We start from the raw sequence: 15,928 nt of genomic DNA, 5'->3' as shown, positions 1-15,928 counted from the left end.
ACGAATTGTCAGCCCTTGCGATTATAACGGGTCTACTTTAAGGCAGGAAACGGCATGGCGAAAACTTCCTTCCAGCACCGGTCGCGTTTGCGCGCATTCTGGCCCGGCTAGCGGACAGCGTGTACGGAACACGCAGCCGGAAGGCGGGTTAATGGGCGAAGGTAATTCGCCCTCCAGCAATTGTATCTTCTTATTTCGCTCCAGATCGGGATCGGGAATCGGTACCGCCGACATCAGCGCTTTGGTATAAGGATGCAGTGGATTATGGTACACCTCATCATAGGTGCCCAATTCTACTGCATGACCGAGATACATCACCAGGACACGATCGGATATGTGCTTTACGACCGCCAGGTCGTGCGCAATAAAAATCAACGACAGCCCCATCTCTCGCTGTAACTGCTGGAGCAAATTCACCACCTGCGCCTGAATAGAAACGTCCAGCGCCGACACCGGCTCATCGCAAATAATGAGCTTAGGTTCCAGGATCAACGCCCGGGCGATACCGATGCGCTGGCACTGCCCCCCGGAAAATTCATGAGGATAACGGTTGATGAGATTCGGCAGCAGCCCCACTTTCAGCATCATGGCTTTCACGCGGTCACGCACGTCCTGGCGCGAAAGTTTAGGATGATAAGTGCGCAGCGGTTCCGCGATAATTTCGCCAATCGTCATTCGCGGGTTGAGTGACGCCAGCGGGTCCTGGAAAATCATCTGGATATCGCTGCGCACTTCGCGCCACTCATCCGCTTTCATGCCCAACAGATCTTTTCCCAGCCAGGCGACTTTACCGTCTGTCGCCTTCACCAGACCAATAATGGCGCGCGCAAACGTCGACTTGCCGCAGCCGGATTCACCCACCACGCCAAGCGTTTCGCCTTCATACAGGCGTAGCGTAACGCCGTCCACCGCTTTCAGAGTTTTCGGCGGTTGCCAGAACCACTGCTTCCCTTCTTTGATATCAAAATGTACTTTCAGATCGGCGATTTCGAGGAGAACTTTACGTTGTTCAATCACAGCATTCATAGCAGTTCCTCCACCGGTTTAAAACAGGCGCGCAAGCGACCAGGACTAAACGCTTCAAGTGGCGGCGCATTATTGCAGATCTCCATCGCATGAGGACAACGCGGCTGGAACGGACAACCTTTAGGCAAACGCAATAAATTGGGAGGATTGCCCGGAATCGTCAACATTTCCGCCCCCTCGCTATCCAGACGCGGCACCGCATTAAGCAAGCCTATCGAATACGGATGAACGGGCTGATAAAAGACATCGCGCGCCTTACCGTATTCCATGGTACGCCCGGCATACATTACCAGGACCTTATCGCAAATACCCGCGACCACGCCCAGATCGTGGGTAATCATGATAATGGCGGTATTAAATTCGCGCTTTAGCTCATTAAGCAAGGTCATAATCTGCGCCTGCACGGTAACATCAAGCGCGGTGGTAGGCTCATCGGCAATAAGCAGTTTCGGCCTGCACAACAGCGCCATCGCAATCATCACACGTTGACGCATTCCGCCGGAAAATTCGTGCGGGTACATTTTCATCCGTTTGCGCGCTTCCAGCATTTTTACGGCATCCAGCATTCTGACGGACTCTTCAAAAGCTTCCGCTTTGCTCATCCCTTTATGCAGCATCAGGACTTCCATTAACTGCTCCCCAACGCGCATATAAGGATTTAGCGAGGTCATCGGGTCCTGAAAAATCATCGAAATCTGTTCTGCGCGCAGCGTATTCAGTTCGCGCTCAGGTAGATTAAGAATTTCACGTCCGTTGAAGGTCGCAGAACCGCCGATTCGACCATTCGTCGCCAGCAGTCCCATTAATGCGAACGCCGTTTGCGATTTCCCCGATCCAGACTCGCCAACAATACCTAACGTTTCTCCAGCGCGAAGCGTAAAGTTCAGATCGTTGACCGCCGTCACATCGCCATCAGGCGTAGCGAACGTAACACGAAGATCGTTTACCTCCAGCAGTACATTCGCCGGTTGCGGCGCCTGAGTTGCGGTTTCTGATAAGCTCATGGCTGTACTCCTTAACGATCTTTCGGGTCGAGGGCATCACGCAGGCCATCGCCAATAAAGTTAAAACAGAATAACGTCACCACGAGAAAGCCAGCCGGAAACAGCAGCAGCCACGGTGAGACTTCCATTGAATTTGCGCCATCGCTCAATAACGCTCCCCAACTGCTTAACGGTTCCTGCGTCCCAAGCCCCAGGAAACTGAGGAAAGACTCAAACAGAATCATGCTGGGCACCAGCAACGATGCATACACTACCACTACGCCCAGGACGTTAGGCACAATATGGCGGATCACAATGCTGGCAGTCGACACACCACCCACCTGCGCGGCTTCGATGAATTCTTTACGTTTAAGACTTAGGGTTTGGCCACGCACGATACGCGCCATATCAAGCCAGGAGACCATGCCGATGGCGACGAAAATCAACAGAATGTTCTGCCCAAAAAACGTCACCAGCAAAATCACAAAGAACATAAACGGGAACGAGTTGAGGATCTCCAACAAACGCATCATCACAGAATCAATTTTGCCGCCCAGATAGCCGGACAGCGAGCCATACAGCGTTCCGACAATGACCGCCACCAGCGCGGCGGCAATCCCGACCATTAATGAGATACGCCCGCCGATGGCAACGCGCACCAACAGATCGCGCCCGGAAGAGTCAGTGCCGAAATAGTGACCGGACGCCATATCCGGCGCACTGGACATCATGCCCCAGTCGGTATCGAAATAGGTAAATTGCGACAGCATAGGCGCCACTGTCACGAACAGGGCTATCAGAAACAGGACAATAAGACTGGCCACCGCCGCACGGTTATGCATAAAGCGCCGACGGGCATCTTGCCAAAGGCTGCGACCTTCCACCTCCAGCTTTTCACTGAAATTTTCCAGCGTCTCGCTGTTTTTCTTACTTAACATCATCGCGAGCTCCAGTATCAATAGCGAATTTTCGGGTCGATAACGGCATAGAGCACATCGACAATGGCGTTAAATAATATGGTCAGCGCCCCGACCAGAATGGTCAAACTTAACACCAGCGAGTAATCGCGGTTGAGCGCGCCATTAACGAAAAGCTGCCCAATGCCCGGTAAGCCATAAATAGTTTCAATCACCATTGAGCCGGTAATAATGCCGACAAAGGCTGGCCCCATATAGGATAAAACCGGCAGCAGCGCAGGTTTTAACGCATGGCGGAAGATGATTCTGCGCATCGGTAATCCTTTTGCCCGCGCGGTACGAATAAAGTTCGAATGCAGAACTTCAATCATTGAGCCGCGCGTAATACGAGCGATGCTGGCAATATAGGCCAGTGAAAGCGCGACCATCGGCAGGATCATAAATTTTAACGCCCCGCCGTTCCAGCCGCCGCCAGGCAGCCATTGCAAGGTTATTGCAAAGACCATCACCAGTAGCGGCGCTACCACAAAACTGGGGATAACGACGCCGGTCATGGCAAATCCCATCACCGTATAATCCCATCGCGTATTTTGCTTTAGCGCGGCAATCACGCCAGCACTGACACCAATAATGACCGCCAGCAAAAAAGCGGCAGCGCCAAGTTTCGCCGAAACGGGGAAGCTGGCGGCAACCAGATCGTTGACCGTGTAATCTTTGTATTTAAACGATGGTCCAAAATCGCCATGCGCCAGCTGCTTCAGGTAGCTGAAGTACTGCGTCATGATGGGATCGTTCAGATGATATTTTGCTTCAATATTGGCCAGCACTTCCGGCGGCAATGCGCGCTCGCCAGTAAAAGGGCTACCCGGCGCGAGGCGCATCATAAAGAAAGAGATGGTAATAAGAATAAACAGCGTCGGAATCGCTTCCAGACAGCGGCGTAAAATAAATTTCAACATTGCCCGTACCTTCTGGCCTGTGCCTTTACTTCCCGGACGTGACAAAAGATCCGCCAGGGAAAGTTATAGTGCGATGAAAAAAGACACCATGGGACAACCGCAGTTGTCCCATGTCTTGCCATTAATGTTTGATAATATATAAGTTTTTCACATAAATATTATCCAGCGGGTCTTTACCGGTATACCCGCCCACCCAAGGTTTCACCAGGCGCGCGTTAACGTAGTAATACACCGGCACAATAGCCGAGTCTTTATCTAACTGCTGCTCCGCTTTAGCGTAGAGTTCGCTGCGCTGCGTATCGTCCGCCACTTTCAGCGTGTCAGCAATCAGCTTATCAAACGCCGGGCTATTATAATGCGCGGTGTTATTTGAACTGTCGGACAACATAGTATTCAGGAATGAGGTCGGTTCATTATAATCTGCGCACCACCCGGCTCTGGCAACATCAAAGGTGCCCTGATGACGGGTATCCAGGAAGGTTTTCCATTCCTGATTCTCCAGATTCACATTGACGCCCAGATTTTTCTTCCAGATAGACGCCACGGCAATGGCCAGTTTTTTATGCAGATCGGAGGTGTTATACAGCAGGTCGAATGTTAAGGGCTTATCCGCCGTAAGGCCGGCTTCAGCCAACAATTTCTTCGCTTCTTCATTACGCTTTTGCTGGGACCATTTGAACCACTCAGGCTCTACCAGTTTTGCGCCATCGGTATACGGCGGCGTGTAGCTATAAGCGGGTAAATCGCCCTGATTTTTAACCTTATTAACAATAATGTCGCGATCTAACGCCAGTTTCAGCGCGGTACGCACGCGGACATCGTTAAACGGCGCTTTTTGATTATTAATTTCGTAATAATAGGTACACAAATAAGGGTCTACGCGGACTTCATTCGGGATCTCTTTTTTCAGTTTCTGGAATAATTCGATCGGCATATTGTTATAAGTCATATCGATCTCGCCGCTGCGGTAGCGGTTGACATCCGTCACCTCCGAAGAGATAGGCAAATAAGTTACCTGATTGATGATGGTTTTGTCGTTATCCCAGTATTGCGGGTTACGCTCCAGCACGATACGTTCGTTCACCACCCAGTTTTTTAACTTATAAGCGCCGTTAGTGACAATATTGGCCGGTTGTGTCCACTTATCGCCAAATTTTTCGACCGCTGATTTCGGTACAGGAGACACTGAAGGGTGGACCAACAATTTGTAGAAATAAGGCACCGGCTCACTTAAGGTCACTTCAAAGGTGTGATCATCAAGCGCTTTTACCCCCAGATCGGTGGCGGGTTTTTTACCGGCGATAATGTCATCGATATTAGCGATATGACCGTATTGCAGATAGCTGGCGTACGGCGATGCCGTATTAGGATCGGCCAGGCGTTGCCAGCTATAAACGAAATCATGGGCAGTGACGGGCGTACCATCTGACCATTTCGCATTTTCACGTAGATGGAATGTCCAGACTTTAAAATCTTTATTCTCCCATTTTTCCGCGACGCCCGGTGAAGGATGCCCCTCGACATCACTAATTAATAAGCCTTCAAAGAGATCACGGCTAACGTTCGATTCCGGCACGCCTTCAATTTTATGCGGGTCGAGAGACTGCACTTCTGATCCATTATTACGTACCAACGTTTGCTTGTCGGCTAACTGAACACCGGCGGGCACGTCTGCCGCAGTCGCGGCGCTGGCGGCGATGAGCGCAGTGAGTATTCCCACTGCAATTAAACTTTTTTTCGTGATGTTAGACATTGTGTTTGTACTCCACTCATTATAATTACTGGTTTTTACCAGCCTGTTTAATCCCGTCAGGGTTCCTGTACAGCACTGGTGGTGTACTGCCAGGTCTGTCACTGCTTTTGCTATCACCGACTTTATTTATTCTGACGATTCGTTCGATCGCCTTTCGTCGATTCGGTATACGACGTACCTGCCCACGTCGCACGTTATTTCTGACAACCATCTAAATGAAAATAGTTATCAACAATGTGAAATCTTCTACAAAAATGTTTGGCCGAAAAGTATCAAATGCGTTTCTGAACCGCCAATTCATTTTACAATTTTGTTAACCAATTCTCTTTTATGGAAAAATCCCTGCCCAAAAAAATAGTTAAACAATGTTAAAAATCTTTGATTTATTCTTTATAATCAATAAGTTGAAAGAAAAATATCTCTCTATCGCATCGTAGGTTATGCCTGCGCCAGAAAACACACACAAATTTAACAAATGCTCATTATTTAGCACATTCATCTACGATGGAGCTGAAACAACTAATAACATTTCAATAATCCTTCATCAAGCCCCAGAGTATGGTGTGAATAAAATAACAGACCTACCGCTTCTCACGGTCTCAGTAATGTTGATAATAGTTTGATTAATAAAAATAAATAGCGTTAGATTATATTAGTATTTTTATCATTTAAACGCTGAATGCTTATCAAAGTAAGAAGTGTTACGTGGGAATGTCACAAGGCGGCCCCTTAGGGCGCCGCCTGTAAATCAGCAGGTGGGAGTTTAGTTGAGCAAGCCGGGGAAAATGCCTTTTATTCCTGTGACAATAAATTCGATGCCGAGCGCCATTAACAACAACCCCATGATTCGGGTAATAACGTTGATACCGGTTTGCCCCAGCAAACGAACCAGCCACGGCGCCATACGGAACACGCCCCAGCAGCAAAGCGCAAAAAGCGCAATGGCAACTGAAAAACCAAGCAAATGCGCGATGCTGTGATAACGCGTCCCCCAGACGATAGTGGAGCTGATCGCCCCTGGCCCCGCCATTAACGGCAGCGCTAACGGCACAACGCCAATGCTCTCGCGTATGGCCGTCTCTGACTTTTCTTGCTTGTTTTGTTTATCTTCCCCCAGCTTCCCGCTGATCATCGACATTGCAATGGTGACAACCAGGATACCGCCCGCAATTCTGAACGAGTCAATAGAAATACCAAACAGCTGCAGGATGCCATCGCCGAGGAATAAGGAACTCCACAAGATAATCGCAACCGACAGATTCGCGGTGAGGTTAGTTTTATTACGCGCCGTGGCCGTCTGGTAGCTGGTCATGCTGATGAAAACGGGGATAATCCCCACCGGGTTAACCAGCGCAAAGAGCCCGATAAAGAACTTAAAGTAAACAGGAAAATCAAAAAGCGGTTGAATCACGGTTAGCTCCGAAGCGTTAGCCGGATGAAGTCAATGTTCGTTAATGATCAAAACGCGCAGAAGATACGCCTTTTATTCGCATAGTTCACCTCTTATCTACACCTAATTTCATCCATTCATCGCTGTTATTTATATGTACTCGTTATGCTAATCCACTTACTCTTCATGACAACGATTTCTTAACAATTTACATAAAAGGCTAAAATGGCCTGCTGAAAGGTGTCAGCTTTGCGTAATCTTGATTTAGATCACACAATCGCTACTCAGAAGTGAGTAATCTTGCTTACGCCACCTGGACGTAACGCGTTAGAGTTAAATGATACTAACGCAGAAGCTCTTTTAGTAAATCAGAGCGAAACGGACGTTAAGTAACCACCTGAATTTCAGGCATTTATACAAAGTATCGTCGATCTGTCTATACTCACGTATCGCGCAGATGATTTACTAAAAAAGTTTAACATTATCAGGAGAGCATTATGGCTGTTACTAATGTCGCTGAACTTAACGCACTCGTAGAGCGTGTAAAAAAAGCCCAGCGTGAATATGCCAGTTTCACTCAAGAACAGGTCGACAAAATCTTCCGCGCCGCCGCTCTGGCAGCCGCTGATGCCCGCATTCCGCTGGCCAAAATGGCCGTCGCCGAATCCGGTATGGGCATCGTGGAAGACAAAGTGATTAAAAACCACTTCGCTTCTGAATATATTTACAATGCTTATAAAGATGAAAAAACCTGCGGTGTGCTGTCTGAAGACGACACCTTCGGGACCATCACCATTGCCGAACCTATCGGCATTATTTGCGGTATCGTTCCAACCACTAACCCGACCTCTACCGCGATCTTCAAATCGCTGATTAGCCTGAAGACCCGTAACGCCATCATCTTTTCTCCGCATCCGCGTGCTAAAGAAGCAACCAACAAAGCGGCAGACATCGTTCTGCAAGCGGCTATCGCTGCCGGCGCGCCGAAAGATCTGATTGGCTGGATCGATCAACCTTCCGTAGAACTGTCTAACGCGTTGATGCACCACCCGGATATTAACCTGATCCTCGCCACTGGCGGTCCAGGCATGGTTAAAGCTGCATACAGCTCCGGTAAACCGGCTATCGGCGTAGGCGCAGGCAACACTCCGGTTGTCATTGATGAAACTGCGGATATCAAACGCGCTGTGGCGTCTGTTCTGATGTCTAAAACCTTTGATAACGGCGTAATCTGTGCTTCTGAACAGTCTGTTGTCGTTGTTGATTCCGTCTATGATGCCGTTCGCGAACGTTTCGCCAGCCACGGCGGCTACATGCTGCAGGGCCAGGAGCTGAAAGCGGTTCAAAACGTTATCCTGAAAAATGGCGCTCTGAACGCCGCTATCGTCGGTCAGCCAGCCTACAAAATTGCTGAACTGGCAGGCTTCTCCGTACCAGAAACCACCAAGATTCTGATCGGTGAAGTTACGGTCGTTGATGAAAGCGAACCGTTCGCACACGAAAAACTGTCTCCGACTCTGGCGATGTACCGTGCGAAAGATTTCGAAGAAGCGGTAGAAAAAGCAGAAAAACTGGTCGCTATGGGCGGTATCGGTCACACCTCCTGCCTGTACACTGACCAGGATAACCAGCCAGAACGCGTTGCTTACTTCGGTCAGATGATGAAAACCGCGCGTATCCTGATCAACACCCCGGCCTCTCAGGGTGGTATCGGTGACCTGTACAACTTCAAACTCGCACCTTCCCTGACGTTGGGTTGTGGTTCCTGGGGTGGTAACTCCATCTCTGAAAACGTTGGTCCGAAACACCTGATCAACAAGAAAACCGTTGCTAAGCGAGCTGAAAACATGTTGTGGCACAAACTTCCGAAATCTATCTACTTCCGCCGTGGCTCTCTGCCCATCGCGCTGGATGAAGTGATTACTGATGGCCACAAACGTGCGCTCATCGTGACTGACCGCTTCCTGTTCAACAACGGCTATGCAGACCAGATCACCTCTGTGCTGAAAGCGGCTGGCGTTGAAACCGAAGTCTTCTTCGAAGTTGAAGCCGACCCGACTCTGAGCGTTGTGCGCAAAGGCGCTGAGCTGGCGAACTCCTTCAAACCAGACGTGATCATCGCGCTGGGCGGCGGTTCCCCGATGGACGCCGCGAAAATCATGTGGGTCATGTACGAACATCCGGAAACTCACTTCGAAGAGCTGGCGCTGCGCTTTATGGACATCCGTAAACGTATCTACAAGTTCCCGAAAATGGGCGTGAAAGCGAAAATGATCGCCGTCACCACCACTTCCGGTACCGGTTCTGAAGTCACACCGTTTGCGGTTGTGACCGACGATGCAACCGGTCAGAAATATCCGCTGGCTGACTACGCCCTGACCCCGGATATGGCGATTGTCGACGCCAACCTGGTGATGGATATGCCGAAGTCCCTGTGTGCGTTCGGTGGTCTGGATGCGGTAACTCACGCCCTGGAAGCTTACGTTTCCGTACTGGCTTCTGAGTTCTCTGACGGTCAGGCTCTTCAGGCTCTGAAACTGCTGAAAGAAAACCTGCCGGCGTCTTACCACGAAGGGTCTAAAAACCCGGTTGCGCGTGAACGTGTTCACAGTGCAGCGACTATCGCCGGTATCGCGTTTGCCAACGCCTTCCTCGGTGTATGTCACTCCATGGCGCACAAACTGGGCTCTCAGTTCCACATTCCGCACGGTCTGGCGAACGCCCTGCTGATTTGTAACGTTATCCGCTACAACGCGAATGACAACCCGACCAAGCAGACCGCTTTCAGCCAGTACGATCGTCCGCAGGCACGCCGTCGTTACGCTGAAATTGCTGACCACCTGGGCCTGAGCGCGCCGGGCGACCGTACCGCCGCTAAGATTGAAAAACTGCTGGCGTGGCTGGAAAGCATTAAAGCTGAGCTGGGTATTCCTAAGTCTATCCGTGAAGCAGGCGTGCAGGAAGCTGACTTCCTGGCACACGTTGACAAACTGTCTGAAGATGCCTTCGATGACCAGTGCACCGGCGCTAACCCGCGTTATCCACTGATCTCCGAACTGAAACAGATTCTGCTGGATACCTACTACGGTCGTGATTTCACCGAAGGTGAAGTTGCAGCGAAGAAAGACGTCGTTGCCGCACCGAAAGCAGAGAAAAAAGCGAAAAAATCCGCTTAATTCGTTATCTGTTTTAGCATGACAATAACGGCCTCAATTGAGGCCGTTTTTTTGTTTTACCTGTTTATCTGATGCCTGAAGGCGCTATGCTGATCATCTGGCCTACGTGCTCACGGCACGCCCTTCGTCAGGAGGCCTGAATAATGACCTCCAAAGCGCTACAGGGCGTTTTATAAGCCGATCTTTACCTCAGGTATCATATGTGCCGATGACGCTCCTGAATCGCCGTCAGTGAGTCCTCCTCCAGCGCGTCCTTATAATGCTTACGGCAAACTGAAACGTAGCGTTCATTCCCGCCAATAACCACCTGTTCGCCTTCGTTATAAGGCCTGCCGTCCTGATCAAGGCGCAGAACCATACTGGCTTTACGACCGCAGAAACAGATAGTTTTTAATTCCACCAGCTTATCTGACCATGCCAGCAAGTATTGGCTGCCGACAAAGAGCTCCCCACGAAAGTCTGTTCGTAGCCCATAGCAAAGTACTGGAATATCTAATTTGTCGACAACCTCGGATAATTGATAAACCTGCTGGCGAGTCAAAAACTGGCTTTCGTCGACTAACACGCAATGTATTGTCTGCCGCGCGCTCTCGGCACGAATCTCTTCAAACAAGGATGTATTTTGGTTAAACAATTTTGCCGGCGACGACAAACCGATACGAGAGCTGACTTTGCCTGCGCCGAAACGATCGTCGATTTCCGCCGTATATACGACGGTACGCATCCCGCGTTCCTGATAATTGTATGAAGATTGCAGCAGTGCAGTCGACTTACCCGCATTCATTGCCGAATAGTAGAAATATAGCTGTGCCATTGGTCGCAGGACCTCACCTGAGTGAAATAAAGATTGGCGGGATTGTACCATAATTTACCGACGCGACGGCGCGGCTCGCGCTCCGGTGAGTATTAAGAATTGTACAAACATCGCTCACTATACCCAAAATAATTCGCGTTGCTTAAAGGCGGCAAGGGAGTGAGTCCCTAGGAGCATAGATAACTATGTGACTGGAGTGAGCGAGCGTAGCCAACGCATAAGCAACTTGAAGTATGAAGGGTATATACACATTCCTTCACAAATTATGCCGTTAAAATTCATCAACAATGCTTATCATCACCCGCCAATATGAAAACCTTGTACTTATTGTTACCGTTACTCATACCCGGTGCAAAGTAATAGGGTTTTCTTGTAAGGAAATCTAATACAAGAGATTGATATCTCAGCAATGAGATCGTATTTCATCATGATAAAATGTGACCTGACTCCTAAATTTTTAGCGACAGACGGTGAGTATCCCCCCTGCCAATAAGCTCTTTTTTGTGCGGCGCCTCAAGGAAAATTTAAGTTGAGATAATTAAAACGTGTGCTTAATAAAGCGTAATTTTGAATTCCTTACATTCCTGGCTATTGCACAACTGAATTTATCGCTCTATTATTAGCTCAACAAACCACCCCAATATAAGTTTGAGATTACTACAATGAGCGAAGCACTTAAAATTCTGAACAACATCCGTACTCTTCGTGCGCAGGCAAGAGAATGTACTCTGGAAACGCTTGAAGAAATGCTGGAAAAATTAGAAGTTGTCGTTAATGAGCGTCGTGAAGAAGAAAGCGCTGCTGCTGCTGAAGTGGAAGAACGCACTCGTAAACTGCAACAGTATCGTGAAATGTTAATTGCCGACGGCATTGACCCGAATGAACTGCTGAATAGCATGGCTGCCGCTAAATCCGGTACCAAAGCTAAACGCGCAGCTCGTCCGGCTAAATATAGCTATGTTGACGAAAACGGTGAAACTAAAACCTGGACTGGCCAGGGTCGTACACCGGCTGTAATCAAAAAAGCAATGGAAGAACAAGGTAAGCAACTGGAAGATTTCCTGATCAAGGAATAATTTACTTCCTGGATGCTTAAAATCCCGCCGCTGGCGGGATTTTTTTTGCCTGAGTTCTCCGCTGACGACCCCAGGCATAAAAAAAGCGCCGGATTTACCAGCGCTTCTGTTAAAAAATTTATAACGTATCGTTACTTCTTAATACCCATTTCTTCTTCAAGCCAGGCTTTAAATTCAGCACCCAGCGAATTATGACGGATGCCATATTCAACGAATGCCTGCATATATCCTAACTTATTACCACAGTCATGGCTTTTACCCTTCATGTGGTAGGCTTCAACCGTTTCTTTTTCGATCAGCATATCGATAGCATCGGTCAACTGAATTTCATCCCCGGCGCCCGGAGGGGTTTTCGCCAGCAACGCCCAGATATCCGCGCTCAACACATAACGCCCGACAATCGCAAGGTTAGACGGCGCGACATCCGCTTTTGGTTTTTCAACCACGCCAACCATCGGCACACTTTCGCCCGGTGCCAGCTCAACGCCTTTACAATCGACCACGCCGTATGCAGTCACATCTTCTACTGGCTCAACCATAATCTGGCTATTGCCGGTTTCATCGAAACGGCGGATCATTTCAGCCAAGTTATCCTGAGACAGGTCGGACTCATATTCGTCAAGAATAACGTCTGGCAGAATAACAGCGACAGGTTCGTTTCCGACAACGGGATGCGCGCACAATACGGCATGGCCCAGGCCTTTTGCCAGCCCTTGACGTACCTGCATAATAGTGACATGCGGAGGGCAAATAGACTGAACCTCCTCCAGAAGCTGACGCTTAACGCGTTTTTCCAGCATCGCTTCCAGCTCAAAACTGGTATCAAAGTGGTTTTCAATAGAGTTTTTAGACGAGTGCGTAACAAGCACGATTTCAGTAATGCCAGCAGCGATACATTCGTTCACGACGTACTGAATTAATGGCTTATCAACCAGCGGCAGCATCTCTTTCGGGATAGCTTTGGTCGCTGGCAGCATCCTGGTTCCCAATCCCGCGACCGGGATAACGGCTTTTTTGACTTTCGAATTAAGGGCAGCCATTTAAAATTCTCCTGGACTGTTCATGTATTGAACGTGTTCATTAATCTGTATCGTGTTCCAGTATATCAGTACCAGAACAAGCCTCAGGTCCAAAAAGGACTTATATTGGTATAATTAAGACAAATACTTATAAATCTGCCGCAGATAGTAACACTCGTCGGGAAAGGCCGGTAAAGCAATTTCCGCTCACTCTTCCGTTTGGTCATTCCGCAGACAACATCAATCGCAGACGCCCTCCTGCGCCCCATATTTGACACTGCCACGAGTCGCAACGCTGGCTTAATTGGTTAAGGTAGGCGTTACCCAATGTTCCTAGCGGCACGCCGCTGCTAATTTGAACCTGATGAGCGCCCGTATTTAAGGTGGCGTTCAATCCGGCGGAGACGAGAATCAAATTTTTGAGCTCACTGTGATAGTAGCCGACAAATAGCGGGAATTGCCCAGGTAAATTGGCTTGTCTGAGCAGATGATTTACCTGTTTTAATAGCGCGCCTAACTCCGGTAAACGGTGCTTTTGTTGGCCGAGCTGATCCTGCAATAAGCCGTTAAATAGCGCCCGCAGCAACAATGCGGCTAACACGCCGTTATCGCCCGCCCGGGTGACATCCAGGCAATAAAATGCCAGTTCGTTATCAGATAGCGGCGCAATATCCAGCACCAGTCCAGGCTGATCGGCGGAGACGAGCTGCCGGTAATTAATGCGGCAATGAGAAATCACCTGCTGTACCGGGGGCTGCAATTCCTGCAACAATTGCGCTGCGGCGGTCGGATTACTCACCATTGCATCCCAGTCACGAAACAGGCGTTCTTCTTCTTCAACCCGCGAGTTAAACATATTAGGGTACAAGCAAGCGAATACGCTTTCCCGCAAGCGGTTGAGATCTTTTACCGGCTTCAGCAAGACATCTTCAACCCCAAGGCGTAACGCTTTGGCGATATCCGCCATATTTTCTGTTGCGGAAATAACCAGAATAGGCGTCTGGTCTCCGCGATTACGTAAGTTTTCTACCAGTTTGAGACCGTTCATTCTCGGCATAGCGATATCACATATCATGAGATCAGGGGTAAAACGCCCCATCAACTCCAGGGCATCTACCCCGTCGCCTGCCAATGCCGTTGTCGCTCCCAAAGAGGAAAACCACGAATCCAGAAGCGAGCGAAATACAGGCTCGTCTTCAACAATAAGAATCTGTTTTCCGACCAATGGCTGCGTCATGTTCTCTCCCCTGACTGGCTTTAATCAATAGTGGCATGGTATTGCCGCTTGCGCCTGTCAGAATTTGCTTAAGTGATCGTAAAAGGTACATTAAACGTCGGTACGCACCAAGGGTATAAGTTCGTCCATCTTTTTCTCTACGGCTAACTGACCCGCCGCAATAGCGGCATGGGCGCGATGAAAATCCAGCGTTGAGATTTGCGGACAGAATGGTTGAATGAGAATATCAGGCGGATCGCCAGCCATACGGTTACGTTTAAGACGATTTTCCAACACCTGGATGGAGGTTGTCATGATTTCCATTGCCCCAGGCGAACTCACGCCACGGCGTGAAGTCAGGCTACTGAAACGTTCTTTTAAACGCTTATGCCAGGGCAGCGCATCATCGCTCTCTTCATTGATATTCCCGACATTTACAGAGAGCAAATCTTGCTGCATGAGGTGGGCATCATGTTGCAGGTCTACCGCAATAACGATATCAGCCCCCAGCGCCCTGGTTAACGAAACAGGTACCGGATTAACGACTGCGCCATCTACCAGCCAGTAACCGTTATGCTCAACCGGAGACATCAGCCCTGGCATACTGCACGACGCGCGTACAGCAAGGTGTAGATCGCCTTCAGTAAACCATAGCTCTCGTCCCGTGCTAAGATTCGTCGCGACCGCGCCAAAACGTCTTGAACAGTGGTCAAAATCCGTGACGGGCATAATATCCCGATAGTGATTAAATACGCGTTCGCCGCGAAGCAACCCTCCTCTGCCCCAGGATACATCCATCAGGCGTAAAACATCCCAGTAGCGGAATGAACATACCCACTGTTCAAGCGCCGATAATTTATTACAGGCATACGCGGCGCCGACCAGCGAACCTATTGAGCATCCTGCAACGATATCAATATCAATGCCTGTTTGCTTGAGGGCTTTGATGACCCCAATATGAGACCATCCTCTCGCTGCGCCAGATCCCAGCGCCAGCCCTATTTTCATTTTTCTCATCGTACTTAACGACTTCCCCTGGCTTCAAGACGTAGCAACATCGCCACTGCTCAGTTAACATAATGCCACCCTGGCGTTCAACGCCGTTTTTTATATTCAGGGAGATTATTGTGTCTCAGCCTTGTCCCTGTGGTAGCGCTGACGAGTATAGCCTATGTTGTGGTCGTATTGTGTCCGGAGAACGAGTAGCACCCGATCCGTCACATCTCATGCGCTCTCGTTACTGCGCTTTTGTGATGAAAGACGCAGATTACTTAATTAAGAGCTGGCATCCAACCTGCAATGCGGCCGCGTTTCGTGATGATATCATCGCCGGATTTGCCAATACCAGGTGGCTCGGCCTGACTATTTTTGAACATACCTGGTCAGAAGCAGAAAATACAGGGTATGTTAGTTTTATCGCGCGTTTTTCCGAACAAGGGAAAACCGGGGCGATTATCGAACGTTCTCGTTTTATCAAAGAAAACGGTCAGTGGTATTATATTGACGGTACCCGCCCGCAGTTGGGTCGAAATGATCCCTGCCCGTGCGGTTCAGGCAAAAAATTTAAAAAGTGCTGCGGCCAGTGACGCCTGACAGTAT

13 protein-coding genes are annotated in these 15,928 nt (G+C 49.2%); 3 read left to right on the top strand and 10 right to left on the bottom strand.

What is annotated here, in order from left to right; genetic code table 11:
* Positions 1–21: 21 nt before the first annotated feature.
* The 6 genes from oppF to N7E69_RS19465 all read right to left on the bottom strand — a co-directional run bounded on the left by oppF (position 22) and on the right by N7E69_RS19465 (position 7,049).
* Entirely contained in the window at positions 22–1,026 is a 1,005-nt protein-coding gene (gene oppF / locus N7E69_RS19490) for a murein tripeptide/oligopeptide ABC transporter ATP-binding protein OppF (RefSeq protein WP_000994698.1), read from the bottom strand.
* Complete coding sequence (locus tag N7E69_RS19485) at positions 1,023–2,030, bottom strand: ABC transporter ATP-binding protein (protein ID WP_000058854.1); 1,008 nt, start codon at positions 2,028–2,030, stop codon at positions 1,023–1,025. Before N7E69_RS19485 ends, oppF begins: the two co-directional genes overlap by 4 nt.
* 11 nt (positions 2,031–2,041) lie before the next feature.
* Positions 2,042–2,950: an oligopeptide ABC transporter permease OppC gene (oppC, locus tag N7E69_RS19480; protein WP_000979653.1), complete on the bottom strand. Its 909-nt coding sequence runs from the start codon at positions 2,948–2,950 to the stop codon at positions 2,042–2,044.
* 14 nt (positions 2,951–2,964) lie between these two features.
* On the bottom strand, positions 2,965–3,885 hold the full coding sequence (gene oppB, locus N7E69_RS19475; RefSeq protein WP_000911097.1) for an oligopeptide ABC transporter permease OppB: 921 nt from the start codon (positions 3,883–3,885) through the stop codon (positions 2,965–2,967).
* Between the two features lie 121 nt (positions 3,886–4,006).
* Complete coding sequence (gene oppA / locus N7E69_RS19470) at positions 4,007–5,638, bottom strand: oligopeptide ABC transporter substrate-binding protein OppA (RefSeq protein WP_001675662.1); 1,632 nt, start codon at positions 5,636–5,638, stop codon at positions 4,007–4,009.
* Between the two features lie 763 nt (positions 5,639–6,401).
* Positions 6,402–7,049 carry a YchE family NAAT transporter gene (locus tag N7E69_RS19465; protein ID WP_000615840.1) on the bottom strand — a complete coding sequence of 216 codons (648 nt, stop codon included), beginning with the start codon at positions 7,047–7,049 and terminating at the stop codon, positions 6,402–6,404.
* A 476-nt stretch (positions 7,050–7,525) separates the two neighbouring features.
* Between N7E69_RS19465 and adhE the strand changes: the two genes are divergently transcribed.
* A complete protein-coding gene (gene adhE, locus N7E69_RS19460) occupies positions 7,526–10,204 on the top strand; it encodes a bifunctional acetaldehyde-CoA/alcohol dehydrogenase (RefSeq protein WP_000301678.1) in 2,679 nt (892 codons plus the stop codon).
* A gap of 196 nt (positions 10,205–10,400) precedes the next feature.
* Here the strand turns inward: adhE and tdk are convergent, their stop codons facing one another.
* Complete coding sequence (tdk, locus tag N7E69_RS19455; protein ID WP_000068095.1) at positions 10,401–11,018, bottom strand: thymidine kinase; 618 nt, start codon at positions 11,016–11,018, stop codon at positions 10,401–10,403.
* Positions 11,019–11,680: 662 nt separating this feature from the next.
* Here tdk and hns point away from each other — a divergent pair.
* Entirely contained in the window at positions 11,681–12,094 is a 414-nt protein-coding gene (gene hns, locus N7E69_RS19450; RefSeq protein WP_001287383.1) for a histone-like nucleoid-structuring protein H-NS, read from the top strand.
* 131 nt (positions 12,095–12,225) lie between these two features.
* On the opposite strand, the gene galU is transcribed toward hns, so the two are convergent.
* The 3 genes from galU to rssA form a co-directional block, all read right to left on the bottom strand.
* On the bottom strand, positions 12,226–13,134 hold the full coding sequence (galU, locus tag N7E69_RS19445) for a UTP--glucose-1-phosphate uridylyltransferase GalU (RefSeq protein ID WP_000729450.1): 909 nt from the start codon (positions 13,132–13,134) through the stop codon (positions 12,226–12,228).
* A 202-nt stretch (positions 13,135–13,336) separates the two neighbouring features.
* Positions 13,337–14,350, bottom strand: coding sequence for a two-component system response regulator RssB (rssB, locus tag N7E69_RS19440; protein WP_000193429.1), 1,014 nt, complete (start codon positions 14,348–14,350; stop codon positions 13,337–13,339).
* A gap of 90 nt (positions 14,351–14,440) precedes the next feature.
* The gene (gene rssA / locus N7E69_RS19435) at positions 14,441–15,346 is read right to left on the bottom strand and encodes a patatin-like phospholipase RssA (protein WP_001230575.1); all 906 of its coding nucleotides are present in this window, start codon (positions 15,344–15,346) and stop codon (positions 14,441–14,443) included.
* Between the two features lie 110 nt (positions 15,347–15,456).
* Between rssA and N7E69_RS19430 the strand changes: the two genes are divergently transcribed.
* Positions 15,457–15,915 carry a YchJ family protein gene (locus tag N7E69_RS19430; protein ID WP_001540172.1) on the top strand — a complete coding sequence of 153 codons (459 nt, stop codon included), beginning with the start codon at positions 15,457–15,459 and terminating at the stop codon, positions 15,913–15,915.
* The last annotated feature ends 13 nt before the right edge of the window (positions 15,916–15,928 follow it).

Source organism: Salmonella sp. 3C (assembly GCF_025426275.1).
GTDB lineage: Bacteria > Pseudomonadota > Gammaproteobacteria > Enterobacterales > Enterobacteriaceae > Salmonella > Salmonella enterica.
The sequence above is the reverse complement of the archived record's forward strand: the minus strand, read 5'-3'. Positions and strand labels throughout refer to the sequence as shown.

Excerpts from the sequence above, each read along its gene's own strand:
- hns (WP_001287383.1), top strand. The coding sequence starts at position 11,681 with ATGAGCGAAGCACTTAAAATTCTGAACAACATCCGTACTCTTCGTGCG.
- rssB (WP_000193429.1), bottom strand. The coding sequence starts at position 14,350 with ATGACGCAGCCATTGGTCGGAAAACAGATTCTTATTGTTGAAGACGAG.
- rssA (WP_001230575.1), bottom strand. The coding sequence starts at position 15,346 with ATGAGAAAAATGAAAATAGGGCTGGCGCTGGGATCTGGCGCAGCGAGA.
- galU (WP_000729450.1), bottom strand. The coding sequence starts at position 13,134 with ATGGCTGCCCTTAATTCGAAAGTCAAAAAAGCCGTTATCCCGGTCGCG.
- oppC (WP_000979653.1), bottom strand. The coding sequence starts at position 2,950 with ATGATGTTAAGTAAGAAAAACAGCGAGACGCTGGAAAATTTCAGTGAA.
- N7E69_RS19485 (WP_000058854.1), bottom strand. The coding sequence starts at position 2,030 with ATGAGCTTATCAGAAACCGCAACTCAGGCGCCGCAACCGGCGAATGTA.
- oppF (WP_000994698.1), bottom strand. The coding sequence starts at position 1,026 with ATGAATGCTGTGATTGAACAACGTAAAGTTCTCCTCGAAATCGCCGAT.
- adhE (WP_000301678.1), top strand. The coding sequence starts at position 7,526 with ATGGCTGTTACTAATGTCGCTGAACTTAACGCACTCGTAGAGCGTGTA.
- oppB (WP_000911097.1), bottom strand. The coding sequence starts at position 3,885 with ATGTTGAAATTTATTTTACGCCGCTGTCTGGAAGCGATTCCGACGCTG.
- oppA (WP_001675662.1), bottom strand. The coding sequence starts at position 5,638 with ATGTCTAACATCACGAAAAAAAGTTTAATTGCAGTGGGAATACTCACT.
- tdk (WP_000068095.1), bottom strand. The coding sequence starts at position 11,018 with ATGGCACAGCTATATTTCTACTATTCGGCAATGAATGCGGGTAAGTCG.